At 71.1% G+C, this 14,206-nt stretch carries 12 protein-coding genes; 5 read left to right on the top strand and 7 right to left on the bottom strand.

What is annotated here, in order from left to right; all coding sequences use genetic code 11:
- Nucleotides 1–214: 214 nt before the first annotated feature.
- Nucleotides 215–1,663: an RICIN domain-containing protein gene (locus tag V1634_RS13620; protein ID WP_331208144.1), complete on the bottom strand. Its 1,449-nt coding sequence runs from the start codon at nt 1,661–1,663 to the stop codon at nt 215–217.
- A gap of 390 nt (nt 1,664–2,053) precedes the next feature.
- Here V1634_RS13620 and V1634_RS13615 point away from each other — a divergent pair, with 390 nt between their 5' ends.
- Nucleotides 2,054–2,956 carry a family 43 glycosylhydrolase gene (locus V1634_RS13615; protein WP_331208143.1) on the top strand — a complete coding sequence of 301 codons (903 nt, stop codon included), beginning with the start codon at nt 2,054–2,056 and terminating at the stop codon, nt 2,954–2,956.
- Nucleotides 2,957–3,005: 49 nt separating this feature from the next.
- Here V1634_RS13615 and V1634_RS13610 read toward each other — a convergent pair whose 3' ends face one another.
- The 5 genes from V1634_RS13610 to V1634_RS13590 form a co-directional block, all read right to left on the bottom strand.
- Nucleotides 3,006–4,097 (bottom strand): LacI family DNA-binding transcriptional regulator, encoded by a 1,092-nt coding sequence (locus tag V1634_RS13610; protein ID WP_331208142.1) that lies wholly within the window; start codon nt 4,095–4,097, stop codon nt 3,006–3,008.
- 12 nt (nt 4,098–4,109) lie between these two features.
- A complete protein-coding gene (locus tag V1634_RS35465) occupies nt 4,110–4,196 on the bottom strand; it encodes a hypothetical protein (RefSeq protein ID WP_407951787.1) in 87 nt (28 codons plus the stop codon).
- Nucleotides 4,184–6,418 carry a DUF2264 domain-containing protein gene (locus tag V1634_RS13600; protein WP_331208141.1) on the bottom strand — a complete coding sequence of 745 codons (2,235 nt, stop codon included), beginning with the start codon at nt 6,416–6,418 and terminating at the stop codon, nt 4,184–4,186. The genes V1634_RS35465 and V1634_RS13600 overlap by 13 nt, the downstream gene beginning before the upstream one ends.
- A 225-nt stretch (nt 6,419–6,643) precedes the next feature.
- On the bottom strand, nt 6,644–7,051 hold the full coding sequence (locus V1634_RS13595; RefSeq protein ID WP_331208140.1) for a hypothetical protein: 408 nt from the start codon (nt 7,049–7,051) through the stop codon (nt 6,644–6,646).
- Between the two features lie 128 nt (nt 7,052–7,179).
- Nucleotides 7,180–7,761: a Clp protease N-terminal domain-containing protein gene (locus V1634_RS13590; protein WP_331208139.1), complete on the bottom strand. Its 582-nt coding sequence runs from the start codon at nt 7,759–7,761 to the stop codon at nt 7,180–7,182.
- Between the two features lie 265 nt (nt 7,762–8,026).
- On the opposite strand from V1634_RS13590, the gene V1634_RS13585 reads away from it, so the two are divergent.
- Nucleotides 8,027–9,379 carry a glycoside hydrolase family 43 protein gene (locus V1634_RS13585; protein ID WP_331208138.1) on the top strand — a complete coding sequence of 451 codons (1,353 nt, stop codon included), beginning with the start codon at nt 8,027–8,029 and terminating at the stop codon, nt 9,377–9,379.
- Between the two features lie 54 nt (nt 9,380–9,433).
- Here the strand turns inward: V1634_RS13585 and V1634_RS13580 are convergent, their stop codons facing one another.
- Nucleotides 9,434–10,450, bottom strand: coding sequence for a LacI family DNA-binding transcriptional regulator (locus V1634_RS13580; protein WP_407951786.1), 1,017 nt, complete (start codon nt 10,448–10,450; stop codon nt 9,434–9,436).
- A gap of 463 nt (nt 10,451–10,913) precedes the next feature.
- On the opposite strand from V1634_RS13580, the gene V1634_RS13575 reads away from it, so the two are divergent.
- From V1634_RS13575 to V1634_RS13565, 3 genes are all read left to right on the top strand, one after another.
- Nucleotides 10,914–11,480, top strand: coding sequence for a snapalysin family zinc-dependent metalloprotease (locus V1634_RS13575; RefSeq protein WP_407951782.1), 567 nt, complete (start codon nt 10,914–10,916; stop codon nt 11,478–11,480).
- Between the two features lie 462 nt (nt 11,481–11,942).
- Nucleotides 11,943–13,217 (top strand): hypothetical protein, encoded by a 1,275-nt coding sequence (locus V1634_RS13570; RefSeq protein WP_331208136.1) that lies wholly within the window; start codon nt 11,943–11,945, stop codon nt 13,215–13,217.
- Nucleotides 13,214–14,206, top strand: a complete 993-nt coding sequence (locus V1634_RS13565) for a glutamate ABC transporter substrate-binding protein (RefSeq protein ID WP_331208135.1) — start codon at nt 13,214–13,216, stop codon at nt 14,204–14,206. Before V1634_RS13570 ends, V1634_RS13565 begins: the two co-directional genes overlap by 4 nt.

The following is a 14,206-nucleotide window of genomic DNA, read 5'->3' as shown; positions in this document are numbered from 1 at the left end:
GTCTGTCGACGGTGGGGCCGGTACGGCGGTGACCTCAGGTCCGGTCGCTGTCGACGCCGGCGCGAGCGCGGCGTTGCGCGGCCAGAGCATCGGTGCTCTGATCATTACCTCTCCGCCTTTCTCCATGGCCTCCCTGGTCGCCGCGCGGGTCCGGGTGCCGAGCGCCCCTGGCGGTCCGGGGGTTGCCCGGGGCGCTCGGACCGGTGCCGAGATCTCACGACTGGGTGCGTGTCCATTGCTGGTTGGTGCCGCTGCCGCAGGTGTACTGGGTGATGTCGGTGCCGTCGGTGGTGCCGCCGCTGACCACGTCGAGGCACTTGCCGCTGTGCCGGGCCCGTAGTTGGTAGTAGCTGCCGGTGGCGACCCACTGCCACTGCTGGTTGGTGCCGTTGCCGCAGGTGTACTGGACGATGTTCGCGCTGTCGGCGGTCGAGGCGGACGCGACGTCGAGGCACTTGCCGCTGTTCTGGTTGACGATCCGGAAGTAGCCGCTGCCGGCGTCCTGGAACTCCCACTTCTGGTTTCCGCCACCGTTCCAGCCGTACTGCTTGACCTCCGCGCTGTCGGCCGTGGAGCTGCTCACCACGTCCATGACCTTGCCGCTGTGCCGGGCGGTGATCCGGTAGTAGGGCGGGGACTGGCCGGTGATGGTGCCGGTGCTGGTGTCGATGGTGATCGACGGGTACCAGTCGAGGCGCATGCTGGTGCTGGACGGGAAACTGATCGGCAACCAGACGTACTGGGAGTCGTTGACGGGCCCGCTCCAGGCGCCGGCCCAGCGGTCGCCCATGTAGAGGTAGCTGGTGGTGGAGCTGCCCTGGATCGGGAGTACGAACGTCGGCTGGGACCGGAACGTCGTCGAGTCCCCGACGTTGGTCCAGCCGGTCCACGGGCCGGAGATGCTCGACGCGGTGGCGTACCTGGCCTGGTTGGGGTTCCAGCCGGTCGCCGCCGAGGTCAGCAGGAAGTAGGTGCTGCCCCGCTTGAACATCGCCGGTGCCTCTCGGTGGGCGTCGTTCCAGAAGTTGCCGACCAGGGTGGCGACGTTGAGGTAGTCCGCGGTCAGCCGGTAGATGTGCAGGTCGTAGTTCTCGTCGGCGGCCGAGATCATGTACGCGGTGCCGTTGTCGTTGTAGAGCGTGATGTCCCGGGACATGTGCTGCCCGAGCGGCCGGAAGCTGCCGTGGTAGGTGTAGGTGCCGTCGACGGTGGCCGCCGAGGCGACGGCGGCTCGGGCCTCGCTGTAGTTGGACCCGTTCTCCTTGTGCATCCACATCACGTACCGACCGGTACTGGCGTTGTAGATGACCTTCGGTCGCTCGATGTTGGCGACCTGTAGCTCTGACGCCGACGACTGGGTGAGGACGTTGTTGCGGAACTCCCAGTCGCGCAGGTTGGTGGAACGGTAGACGGAGACCGCTCGGAAGGTGTTGTCCGAATTGCGGTTCTCGCCGAACCAGTAGTAGTAGTTGCCGACCTTGAGCACACCGCCGCCGTGGGCCTGTAGCAGGTTGCCGCTGGTGTCCCTGAACTGCGTACCGTTGGTGATGGTGACCGGCTCCGCCCGGGCGGCCGTGCTCGTCCCGGCCACCGCTGTCACGATCGCCGCTGCGGTGACGGCCAGCGACAGCCCGAGCGATAGCAACCGCCTGTCCCTCTTCACTCCTGTGTCCCTCCTGTTCGTCTCGGTGCGGTCGGGCGGCCGGGAGCCCGCGGTGCGCTTGGCACGTCCCCGGCCTCGGCCCCCGGGTGCTGGCGCCGGCCTCCGACCGGCCACCCAGGTCGCTGGTGCTGACGCCTCCGGCAACACCTTGGTAATCGAGCGTCAACCAGCGCGCCATACTTCGAACCGATTCATCCACGGACATTCATAAACGAACATCAGTGGCTGCCGCGACGCGTGCGATCGGCGCTAGAATCATCTGCCCAGCTCAGGGTCGACGCGTCGGAGCCAGTCTATCGATGTTTGTCGAAGCCTTTCGCGACGGTCCGCGTCGTCGGAGCCCGGCCTTCGACCCCGCCCCCAATGGCACCGCCGAACCGAGGAGCGCCGATGCAACGCTTCGACAGCCAAACCCGACTGACGCCGATCGGCCGTGGCCGATGGTGGGCCGCACTGGTCGGGGTGCTCGTGCTCGTGGCGGGTCTTCTCACCGCGCCGGCCGTCCCGGCCAGTGCCGCCAGCAGCTACGTGTACACCACCTTCAAGGGGGACGGCGCCGCCGACCAGGAACTGTGGGTGTACCAGTCGACGAACGGTACGAGCTTCAGCGTCCTCGCCGACACCAACTACCGGGGGCCGACCGGCGTGTTGCGCGATCCGAGCATCATCGCGCACAACGGCCGGTACTACATCGCGTACACGGTCCAGTCCTGGACCACGAACTCGACCCACTTCAACGTCGCGACGAGCACCGACCTGACGTCCTGGACACACGTCGCGAGTGTGGCCTCGGGCATCGCCAACACCCGGTTCGTCTGGGCGCCGGAGTTCTTCGTGGAGGGCGGGACGATCCGGATCATCGCCAGCGTGGCGCAGACGACCTGCTCGGCCTGCTTCCGGCCGTATGTCTACACCGCCCAGAACAGCTCGCTGACCTCGTGGAGCGGGCCGGCCCAGATGTGGGGGCTCGGCACGAACCACATCGACACGTTCGTCGTGAAGGACGGCGCCACCTATCACGCGTTCGTCAAGGACGAGACGTCCAAGTACATCGAACACTGGACGACCACGGCGGGCCTGACCAGCGGATGGGTGCAGCGTGCCGCGCTCTGGACCGCGGGCCACGAAGGGCCGTCGGTGCTCCGGATGGACGACGGCACCTGGCGGATCTACATCGACCGTTACACCAACGGTGGGATCTGGACCGCGACGAGCCCCGACCTGAACACCTGGTCCGGGATCACCCGGGTCTCCTGTTCGGGGTGCCGGCACGGCACGGTCGCGCGCCGATGAATCGTCCGTCGATCCCGCCACCTCGCACCCGCGTCACCCGCCACACCCACTAGTGGAGTCGGGACAGGGGCAGCGACGACCCGCGGACGACCAGTTCGGGCGCGAGGAGCACGCGGTGCGGAGGGCGCCGCTCGCCGTCGAGCAGGCGCGAGACTATGAGCTCGACGGCGAGCCGCCCGACGTGGCTCTTGGGCGGCCGGACGGCGGTGATCGCGGGATCGGCGAGGTGGGCGATCTCGTCGTCGTAGGAGACGATCGCCAGGCCGCCGGGGATGGCGATGCCCAGTTCGGCGCAGAACTGGGCGACGGCGATGGCATGCGGATCGCTGTGCACGATCAACCCGGTGATCCTGGCGCGTCTGCACTGCCGGAGGATCCGGACGATGACGTCCCGCTCCCCGGGCGCGGTGACCGTCTCCTGCAACGCGAGGGTGCCGGAGGTTCTGGGATCGGTGGCGGCGATCCGCCAGGCGCGCCCCAGGTGTTCCGAGGTCGGACTGCCCTGCGCGAGGACGAGACCGATTCGTCGATGCCCCTGCTGCCGAAGGTGGTAGACGGCGATCTCCAGGCCCAGGGAGTGGTCGCTGCGTACCCATTCGATCTGGCGTGTGCCGGGCGTCCACCGGCGCGGTTGACGTTCGATCAGGACGGTCGGCACCGGTAGCCGGCCGATCCATTCGAGAATCTCGTCGGCGTCGTCGCCGTCCAGGCTCGGTGCGAGCAGCAGGCCCTGGACCTGTCGGGCCTCGACGAGCCGGCCGATCTGCCGGCGGTCCTCGTCCGGGTCGTAACTCGAACCGCGCAGTTGCACGGTGACGCCGAGGGCCGCCGCGGCGGCGCGTGCGCCCGCCACGATCGGCGGCCAGTAGAAGTCGAGCGAGGGCACGACCATGCCGATGGTGAAGCGGACGGAGGCTCGTCGGGGCTGGCTGAGGGTGTTGGTGTGGGATGGCAGCGTCGCACCGCCGTGGACCTTGGCCACCAGGCCGCGCTCGGCGAGAGCGGCGATGTCGCGGCGGATCGTCAGCTCGCTGACCCCGAGTTCGCGGGCGAGGTCGCGGACCCGTACCGCACCGCTGCCGCGAAGCTCGGCGAGCAGCCGCTCCTGCCGCTGCGCGCTGAACAGCCGATCTGACTCCACGATGCGCACCTCCTATCGGCGAGCCGGCCCGTCCACCGGAAGGACGGCGCCGCGCACGTACCGGGCGGCGTCGGAGGCGAGGGTGATCACGGCGCCCATGAGGTTCTCGGGCACCCGCCAGCGCCCGGCCGGGATGCGCTTCCGGATGACGGGTTAGCACGATCGCGGGCCGGGCCACCAAGCGCTGCGTCAGCGGCGCGAGGATCAGCGGTGTGGCGCTGAGGTACCAACGGCGCACCGCGAGGTACCCGCAGGCGCGGGTCGCGTCGCGAAGCCGCCCGGTGATGGTCACCAGCTCCGGCAGCGCGGGTAGTCGTTCCTGGCTCGGGCTGTCCCGTGTCAAGACGGGTCGCCGTGCTCGCGCCGTCCGGCCAGTCGACCACCAGGTGCAGGCCGTCGGCGTCTTCGTCCAGCCCGGTCCGGCACGGCTGTCGGGGCGCGGTGGTCGCGAACTCCCCGGACAGCTCGACGAGGGTGGCGATCCACCCGCCCGGCCGGACGGGATGGTCCAGCCAGGGCACGACCAGTCCGCCGGCCAGCGGGCCGCCGTCCGGAACGGCGGTGGCGCCGGCCGTCCCGTCGCCCCCGAGCGCCTCCAACCGACTGGTCAGGCCGGCCCCGGTCACGGTCGCCACACTGTCGCCGCAGACCGCCGTCGCAGCACCGGAAACGGCCCAGCCGCCGATCCGCAGCCGCAGCGCGGCCGCCTCGACGCCGTCGGCCAGGCCGACGACGCGGGTCAGGCGTAGCTCCCAGACGCCGCGGACCAGCGAGTACACGGTGAGCTGCCCGGCCGGACGGAACCGCCCCGTACGGCCGCCGCCGTGGTCGCGGTGGCCCGGGTCCGGATCGACCCAGTGGGCGAGCGCGCGCGACCCGGCCACGCCGACGCCGACGCCGTCCCCGTCGCGGTGGAGTCGCAGGGTCAGTAGGCGCATGCCGGCGCGGTGGGTGGCCCGGCCGGCGCCGTCGACGAGGGTGACGGACTGGTCGAGTGGATCGACCCAGCCGCTCTCCGCCAGGACCGGGCTGGTGGCGGTGGAGTAACCGAGCCGGGCGTAGAGCGGGGAGTCGCCGGTCGTGGCGCCGTCCAGCGCGTGGTCGGTGCCGTGGTTGACGACCCGGACGATTCCGTCGGAGCGGGTGGCCGAGACCAGCCAGCCCGGTGCCCCGATGGCGCGTACCGTGTCGTGCTCCTCGACCGGAAGCGGCTGTTCGGGCGCCGTCCACACCGGATGGTCGGCCGGCAGCGCGATGCCGAGCAGGCCCTTGCTGGCCCAGTACGGCGAGCCGGGGCCGGAGTAGGACTGGGCCAGCCGCGGCCACGGTCGGTGCCAGCCGAGGGTGAGCAGTCCCCGGTCGTCCGGGGCGCCGTGGTCGACGAAGTGCCGCACGATCCCGGTGGCGGCGCGGCGCAGCCGGCCGAGGCCGACCGAGGGTACGCCTGCGATCGCGCCGGCCCAGAACGGCGCTGCGGCGGCGAACCGGTAGATCAGGCTCCGTCCCTGGATCAGCGGTGACCCGTCGGCGCCCACCAGGGCGACCGCGTCCTGTAGGAACCGGTCGAGCCCGGCCACATCCCGCTCGCGGCGCTCGGCGGCCAGGTCCGCCGCGCCGACCATCCGGGCCCACAACGTCGGATACAGGTGCAGGGCCCACCCCACGTAGTGGTCGTAGGCGCGCTCCGGCCCGTCGGACATCCAGCCGTCGGCGCGGGCGAAGCTGTCGTGGGTAGCCAGATCCTCGGCCATCTCGTCGCGCGCGTGCGGCCCGCCCACCGAGCGCAGGAACGTCTGTACGACCAGCCGGAACCAGACCCAGTTGATCCGCGGGTAGGTGTGGTCGCCGACCGCCGGAGCCAGATAGTCCACCACCCGCTCCCGGACCGTGGACGGCAGCCGGTCCCAGATCCACGGCCGGGTCATGTCCAGGATCAGGGCGATGGAGGCGGCTTCCACCTTCGCCTGCGGGTGCTCGTCCAGCCGTACCCAGCACTCCGGCGAGGCCGGATCGGTGCCGGCGGCGATGCCCGTCGAGTACCGGTCGACGAGGTCGTCGACGCCGGATCCCCGGGCGCCGGCGATGCGGAAACCTGCCAGCAGGAACGTACGGGCGAACCCCTCCAGCCCGTCGACGGCCCGACCGTAACCGCCCTGCTGGCCGGGAAAGCTGACGAGAGCCTGACCGGGGGAGGTGAACGGCCGGGCGGCAGCGAGGATCCGGTCCGCGAGCGCCAGCCAGTCGTCGCGGCCCCAGCTCGCGGTCGTCCCGGCGGCCGAGCGCCTCCCGGGTGCCGTCTGGCCGGTGCTGTCGGACATCATCCGGGGTCCTGTCGCATCGCTCCGCCTCCGTGGCAAGCGGCGACTGGGCGTCGACCGCAGATGTGGCGTACCGGCAACGGGTGGGTTTCCGAAGTAAAACGCTCACAACCGAGCAAGTCAATGACGTTATCCAACCGGGCCGAACATTTACGAACACCGAAGCGCGCGGGTGCACCGGCACGGTTCGAGCCCGGCGCCTCGATCGAACCCGGTGCCCGGACCAACCTAGCCAGCCGATCGACCACCTGTTGAACCGCGCCCGCCGGAGGATCCCGGGTCGCCGTGGCGACGGAGGAACGCGTCGATCCGGCGTTGTTGCTCGGGTGACGCCCTGCCCACCCTCAGGACGTCGTCGTCGACCACGATCCGGACGGAGGGCACCGGTCGATCGACCAGCCATTCCTGCGCCAGCGCGATCACGGCAGGCAGCGCCGTCGGGACCAGGTCGACCAGCAGCGAGCCCATCGCGAACGCGTCCACCGGCTTCGTGTCGGCCGGTACCTCACCGTGCCGCACCGACGCGACACCGTCCGCGACCAGTCCCAGCAACCGGCCGCCGAGCGCCATGGTCTCCTCGGCAAGCTCGACTATGTCGGACGTCTCGCCCGGTGCGACGAACATCGAGAGCTGCATCCGCGTCGCCTTTCCCTCGAACGCGCGGCCGACCCTAGCCGACCCTGCACGCATCGGTGGCGACCTGTCCACGTCCGCCCGCGATCCCCGCCGACGCATGATCTTCGACGGGGTGCGAGGAGTTGCGGCTACGTCGCACGGCGCAGCGTGCGGATCAGGCGCCGCCGGGCGTCCGGATAGGTCACGCCGTGCCGGGCCAGCGTGTTCGAGACGGGACCCCTCAGGTCGTGTCGGAGCAGTGCCAGCAGGAGATGACCGGAGCTGATCTCCCGGTGCCGCAGGTCGACCGTTTCGCGCAGGCACAGCTCGAGGACCTTGCGGGCCCGGGCGTCGAGCGGCCTGACGAGCCAGCCGCGCCGATCGCGCCGCTCCGGCGGTTCCGGCGGTTCCGGTTGGCGGAGGACCGCGACAGGCCCGAACTCCTGCTCGATACGCCGGAACACCTCGTCGACGTCGGTGTCGACGGCTCGGAGCGCGCAGATCTCCTCGTCGGTGAGTCGCCGCCGCGCGGCCGGCCGGGCCGTCGCGGTCCGGAGTACGGCGGCGGTGACGCCGTACTCCGCCAGGATCCGGGCGCCGGTTCCCGGTGCGCCGTCGGCGAGACCGAGCAGCAGGTGTTCCGGGCCGGCCCTCGTCACACCGGTCTCGGCCGCGATCCGGACGGCGGCGGAGACGGTACGACGCGCGTTCTCGGTGAACCGTTCGAACATGTTCCGCTCCCGGTGTGGCGAGTCGGCCAGCGCAGCCCGTGCTCAGGACAACTGTCAACCTAGGTTGACGTGAGGATTCTGTCAACTCGAGTTGACAATACGTCGGCCGGTCCGGAGGAGAGGCCGTACGTCGTGGCGGTTCTGCACGCTGGCGATCGGGGTGGGGCATTGTTCAGGCTCTATTGAGCGAGCTTCGAACGCCGTGTATGTTAGCGCTCACACAGCTGTCGGCGACGGCAGGCCCGTACCGCCGGAGGTGGCGACGATGACCCGAGCAGGCAACCGTTCCCGATGGCTGTCGGCGGCCACCGCCGCGCTGTTGGTGGTGGCCGGGGCGGTGGTGCCCGCGACTCCGGCCGGGGCCGCCGCGCCGCCACCCGGCCAGGCCACCCGATACACCATGACCGCCTTCACCAACAGCAGCGAATCCAACATGTACGTCTACGAGTCACCGGACGCCACCGGCTTCCGCCTGCTGCGCGGCCCGGCCTACACCCCGCCGTCCGGCCTGATCCGGGATCCGAGCATCATCCGGCACACCGACGGGCGCTACTACATCGTCTACACCACCAACTGGACCGGCAACACCATCGGCTTCGCCACCAGCACCGACCGGGTCAACTGGACGTTCCTGCGCAACCACACCATCCCGCTGACGGTGCAGAACACCTGGGCTCCGGAGTGGTTCGTCGACACCGACGGCAGCGTCAACGTCATCGTCTCGCTCTCCACCAACGGTGCGGACTTCAAGCCGTACCGGTTGCGGGCGACGAACGCCGCACTCACCGCGTTCAGCGCGCCGACCGTACTGAGCGGGATCGGGCCGAACTATATCGACACGTTCATCGTGAAGATCGGCGGCACGTACCACGCGTTCACCAAGCAGGAGACGACCAAGTTCGTCGAGTACGCCACGGCGAGCAACCTGACCGGCCCGTACACGATGCGGCGTACCGGCAACTGGGCCGGCTGGGGCGGTCCGCGCGAGGGTCAGGCGCTGGTGCAACTCGACAACGGCGGCTGGCGGATCTTCTTCGACGGCTACACGGTCGGGCAGTACCTCTTCAGCGACAGCTACGACGGCTTCAACACCTGGACGGCCCCGACCCAGTTGCCCGGGCTCACCGGCTTCGCCCGGCACTTCACCGTGCTGAAGGAGACCGTCTCCGGCGGAGTCACCCTGCCGGTCAACACGGCCCGGTCGTTCCAGTCGGTCAACTTCCCGGACCGGTACGTCCGGCACCGCGACCATCTCGGATATGTCGATCCGGTCTCCGGGTCGAGCCCCGCGCAGACCCGGCAGGACGCCACCTTCACCGTCGTCGCCGGACTCGCCGACCCGAACTGCTACTCCTTCACCGAAGTCGGTGGCCGCTACCTGCGCCACTACGACTACCGGCTGCGCCTGGACCCGGACGACGGTACGGCCACCTTCCGCGGTGACGCCACCTTCTGCGCCCGACCCGGCTCGGTGGCCGGCTCGGTCGCCCTGGAGTCCTACAACCAGCCGGGCCGGTACCTGCGGCACTACGACTACGAACTCCGGGTCGACTGGTACGCCGACAACGCCACCTTCCGGGCGGACAGTTCGTTCCGGCCGACGGCCGGATGGGCCTGACGCCCCGGGCGAGTCGTAACCGCCGACGTCCTGGCCGGCCGGCCCGGCGGCCGGTCAGCTCCGGACGGCCGGGGGAGCGGCGGTGCTCTGCCGGACCACCAGGGTCGGCTCGATCGGCGTGGTGCTGGACAGCACCGGAAGCGGTCCGCCCGCCCGGCCGGGGGTGTCGAGCAGTTGCAGCAGGGTCGCCATGCCGCGCCGGCCCACCTCGTCGAAGTCCTGCCGGACCGTGGTCAGCGGCGGCAACATGAACTCCGCCTCCGGGATGTCGTCGAAGGCCACCACGCTGATGTCGGCGGGCACCCGGACGCCCCGCTCGTGCAGGGCACGCAGCAGGCCGAGCGCCATCTGGTCGTTGGCGACGAAGACCGCGGTGACGTCCGGGTTGCCGGCCAGTGCGGCACCGGCCGCGTACCCGGACCGGGCGCTCCAGTCCCCGGAGATGATCGGCGGCACGACGGCGCCGGCCTCCTCCAGGGTCTGCCGCCAGCCGATGATCCGGTCACCCGCCTCCAGCCAGTCGCTCGGCCCGGAGACGTGCCACACGGTCCGGTGCCCGAGTTCGAGCAGGTGCTGGACGGCGAGCCGGGCCCCGGCCACCTGGTCCACCGAGACGGAGGGCAGCCCGCTGTCCTGGCCGGCCTCGACCGCCACCGCCGCCATCCCCTGCGGCAGGCTGTGCAGCGCGGCGGCGGCGGCCATCTGCGGCGCGATGATGATCACCCCGTCCACGCCCTGACCGTCCAGCGCCTCGACCGCGCTGAGTACGCCACGGCGGTCGACCTTCTCCAGGGTGACGATGCTGACCCCGTAACCGGCGGCCCGGGCGGCGCGCTCGATGCCGAGCAGCGTCGAGGCCGGGCCGAAGAGGATGGTGTCGAAGCTCACCACTCCGAGTACCCGGGAACGGCGGCTGGCCAGGGCTCGGGCCATCGCGTTCGGCCGGTAGCTCAGCTCGGCCATCGCCCGGACCACCCGGTCCCGGGTCTCCGGCCGGACCCGTGGATGGCCGTTGATCACCCGGGAGACCGTCTGGTGCGAGACCCCGGCGAGCCGGGCCACGTCGGTCATCACCGCCGGGCGTCCGGTCCGCGACGGTGTGGTCACGTGGTTCTCCTCCGCCAGCACAATCCCGCTACCGCCTTCCACCCCCGCCGGCGACGCCGGACGCTCGATCCAGGTTAGCCCCCTCACCATGGTCGACGGTCGCGACGGCACGCGTTCGGCCAGGTTACGTTTCGGCTCATCATCGGCGATCATTCCGGTCCCGCGCCCGCGCCGGCTACCACCGCCCGCCGTCTCCGCGCCGCGCTACCGATCCCGTCCGGCCGCGCACCCGATCCGTCCGGCCGCGCACCCCGCCGTGCCGCGCACCCTGCCGCCGCGCACGCCGAGTCCGCCCTGCCGAAACCGCCTCGCCGGTCCGGTATGAGGCAACTGTTATGCGCCGGTCGACGGACCGGAGACATAGATTAATGAGCATCGATCGAGGGCACCCGCGTCCTCGCCTTCCCCGCTCCCATAAGGAGTCGTCATGCTCAGACGCCACCTCCTCCGGGCCACGCTCGGCCTGCTGACCCTTGCCACCTCGCTGGTCGGGGTCGAGGTCGCCGCCGCGCCGGCCACCGCCGCGCCCGCGGTGCGTACGGTCTACTACGACGCGAGTCGGGCCGGAGAGTTCACCACCAACTTCACCCAGGCCGCACAGATCTGGAACAGCAGCGTCAACAACGTGCGCCTGGTGGCGGGTACCCCGGCGACGGTGACGATCTACGTCGACAGCGGCTGGCCCCGGGCGTACGTCACCGGGCTCGGGTCCGGTCGGGTCTACATGGGCTGGCAGGCCGTGAACCAGGGGTACGACCGCACCAGGATCGCCACCCACGAACTCGGGCACATCCTCGGACTGCCCGACCGGCGTACCGGACTCTGCTCGGACCTGATGTCCGGCAGCAGCGCCCCGGTCTCCTGTCGCAACGCGTACCCGAGCGCTGCCGAGGCGTCCCGGGTCGACGCGCTGTTCGCCGGTGGCCTCGTCCCCGCGTACGCCGGTGCCGCGGCGGCGACCGTGGCCGGCACGTACGTCTGGACCACCGGCTGAGCATCCCGGGCCGCGGCGACCCGACGCGGCCCGCCGTACCTCGACCTCCCGGTCCGGGCGGCGCACCACGCCGCCCGGACCCTCCCGAGTCAACCGTTTCCGCCGGCACCCGGGTCCTGCCGGCGGGCGAGCCGGCGCGGGCGCCGGAAGAGCGCGCCTGGGCGGACAGTGCGGTCGCTCCGCCGGGATCGGCCGCCGACAGTGGACGGTGTCCCGGGCGGGTTGTCGGTGGCGGACCGTAGGCTCGCCGGGACCGGCGGGCCGCCCCCCACCGGTTGAGCCGATTGGTTACCTTGAAGCCGGTCGTCCAAGATCTGACCGGCTGGACCATGTCCGGACCGGCGGTTTCCCGTTGCGGTGTTGGGGAGGTTTCGGGTGGGTTCGCACGGGTCGGCGGTGGCCGTGACGCCAGGCCGGTTGGCCGTTCCGCCGCAACCGCGCCCACCGGACCTGATGCGCCGGATGACGACACCGTTGCGCCGTACACCCGGCCGGTTCACCGCGATCCTGGCCGGGGTGGTCGTGCTGGGGCTGCTCACCGGGGTGGTCGCCTTCGTCGGCGTACGGCAGCGCGCGGATCTGGTCCGTGGAGTGACCGCCCGCAGCGGTGAGCTGGCGGTGGCGGCGCAGAGCCTCTACCGCGCGCTCTCCGACGCCGACGCCACCGCCGCCAGCGCCTTCCTCTCCAACGGTCTCGAACCGCCCGCGCTGCGCGACCGCTACCAGCGTGACCTGGCCGACGCGGCCTCCGCGCTGACCGTCGTCTCGGCCGCGGTCTCCGACGACAGCCGGGGTGCCGCGGCGGTCGCCCGGATCACCGTCCGCCTCCCGGTCTACAGCGGGCTGGTGGAGACCGCCCGGACCTACAACCGGCAGGGCCTGCCGCTGGGCGTCGCCTATCTCCAGGAAGCCTCCGGCCTGATGCGCGACGAGCTGCTGCCCGCCGCCCAGGAGCTCTACGCGACGGCCTCGACCGAGCTGGACGAGGCGCGGGACCGGGCGGCCGGCTTCCCCTGGGTGGCGGTACTGCTCGCCGTACTCACCCTCGCGGCGCTGGTGCTGACGCAGCTCCACCTGACCCGGCGGACGAACCGGCTGCTCAATGTGGGTCTGCTGGTTGCCACCGGTGCGACGGTGCTGCTGGTGGCCTGGCTGACCGGGTCGGCGCTGGTCGCGGCGGGAAACCTGCGGGAGAGCCGGGACTCCGGCTCGGCCCAGGTGAACCTGCTCGCCGAGGCCCGGATCGCCGGGTTGCAGGCCCGTGCTGACGAGGCGCTCACCCTGGTCGCCCGGGGCAACGGCGCGGCCTTCGAGGAGAACCACCGGGTGGTGATGGAGCGACTCGCCGGGGCCGACGGCTCGGGCGGGCTGCTGGCGCAGGCCCGGGCAGCCGCACCGGACGACACCACCCGGCAGGCGGTCGAGGCGGCGATCGCCCGGAGCAAGGAATGGTCGGCGGCGCACCGGAACGTGCGGGCCCTCGACGACAGTGGCGAGTACGCCAAGGCGGTGGCCGCGACGGTCGGCACCGGCGAGCAGGCCACGGCCGCCATCTTCAACCAGTTCGACGAGGCGCTCGCGCTGGCCATCACCCACAACGGAGACCGGTTCGAACGTGAGGCGGTCAGCGCCGGCCGGGCCCTGACCGGCGTCGACATCGGTATCGTCGGACTGAGCCTCCTCCTGCTGGTCGGGGCCGCGGTGGGCATGCAGCAGCGGATTGCGGAGTATCGATGAGACATCGGCATCTCGCCGGCCGGTTCGTTGCCGGCGTCCTCGTGGTGGTGGCCACGGTGGGTCTCGCCGCCTGCGGCACGGACGAGCAGGCGCTTCCCGACAACCGGATGGTGGCCGATCCGCCCCGGCCGGTCGGGATGCAGGATCCGGCGGTCATCCCGACCGGCCCGGCGGCCTCGTCCGGCTCGTGCAATCCCCGGGCCAGCCTGCGGCCGTCCGGGGCGTTGCCCCGGCCCCGGCAGATGCCCTCCGGCAGCGCCATGGACAAGATCGTCCAGCGTGGACGGTTGATCGTCGGGGTCGACCAGAACAACTACCAGTTCGGGTTCCGGGATCCGCTGACCGGCCAGCTCACCGGCTTCGACGTCGACATCGCCCGGGAGATCGCCCGGGGCCTCTTCGGCGACCCGGGCCGGATCCAGTTCCGGGCGATCAGCTCGGCCGACCGGATCAAGGTGGTCAAGGACGGCACCGTCGACATGGTGGTCCGCACGATGACGATGAACTGCGAACGGTGGCAGGAGGTCAACTTCTCCACCGAATACTTCACCGCCGGTCAGCGGGTCCTGGTCACCCGTGGCTCCGGGGTGAAGAGCATCGACGACCTGCGCGGCAGGAAGGTCTGCGCGGCGGCCGGCAGCACCTCGATCCGGAACATCGCGGCGAAGGGCACCACGCCGGTCTCGGTGGTCAACTGGACGGACTGTCTCGTGCTGCTCCAGCAGAACCAGGTCGTCGCGGTCTCGACCGACGACAGCATCCTGGTCGGGCTCGCCGCCCAGGACCCGAACACCGAGGTCGTCGGTCCGCGGTTCAGCGACGAGCCGTACGGGGTGGCGATCTCCCGCGAGGCGCCTGAGCTGGTCCGGTTCGTCAACGGCGTACTCGCCAAGATCCGTTCTGACGGGACCTGGACCCGGCTCTACACCCGATGGTTGACGTCGCTGGGCCCGGCACCGGCGCCGCCGGTCGCGCGTTACCGGGACTAG

It is taken from the genome of Plantactinospora veratri (assembly GCF_036421995.1).
In the GTDB taxonomy this organism is placed as follows: Bacteria; Actinomycetota; Actinomycetes; order Mycobacteriales; family Micromonosporaceae; genus Plantactinospora; species Plantactinospora veratri.
The sequence above is the reverse complement of the archived record's forward strand: the minus strand, read 5'-3'. Positions and strand labels throughout refer to the sequence as shown.

Excerpts from the sequence above, each read along its gene's own strand:
- V1634_RS13615 (WP_331208143.1), top strand. The coding sequence starts at position 2,054 with ATGCAACGCTTCGACAGCCAAACCCGACTGACGCCGATCGGCCGTGGC.
- V1634_RS35465 (WP_407951787.1), bottom strand. The coding sequence starts at position 4,196 with ATGGGCGCCGTGATCACCCTCGCCTCCGACGCCGCCCGGTACGTGCGC.
- V1634_RS13600 (WP_331208141.1), bottom strand. The coding sequence starts at position 6,418 with ATGATGTCCGACAGCACCGGCCAGACGGCACCCGGGAGGCGCTCGGCC.
- V1634_RS13595 (WP_331208140.1), bottom strand. The coding sequence starts at position 7,051 with ATGCAGCTCTCGATGTTCGTCGCACCGGGCGAGACGTCCGACATAGTC.
- V1634_RS13590 (WP_331208139.1), bottom strand. The coding sequence starts at position 7,761 with ATGTTCGAACGGTTCACCGAGAACGCGCGTCGTACCGTCTCCGCCGCC.
- V1634_RS13585 (WP_331208138.1), top strand. The coding sequence starts at position 8,027 with ATGACCCGAGCAGGCAACCGTTCCCGATGGCTGTCGGCGGCCACCGCC.
- V1634_RS13580 (WP_407951786.1), bottom strand. The coding sequence starts at position 10,450 with ATGACCGACGTGGCCCGGCTCGCCGGGGTCTCGCACCAGACGGTCTCC.
- V1634_RS13575 (WP_407951782.1), top strand. The coding sequence starts at position 10,914 with ATGCTCAGACGCCACCTCCTCCGGGCCACGCTCGGCCTGCTGACCCTT.
- V1634_RS13570 (WP_331208136.1), top strand. The coding sequence starts at position 11,943 with ATGACGACACCGTTGCGCCGTACACCCGGCCGGTTCACCGCGATCCTG.
- V1634_RS13565 (WP_331208135.1), top strand. The coding sequence starts at position 13,214 with ATGAGACATCGGCATCTCGCCGGCCGGTTCGTTGCCGGCGTCCTCGTG.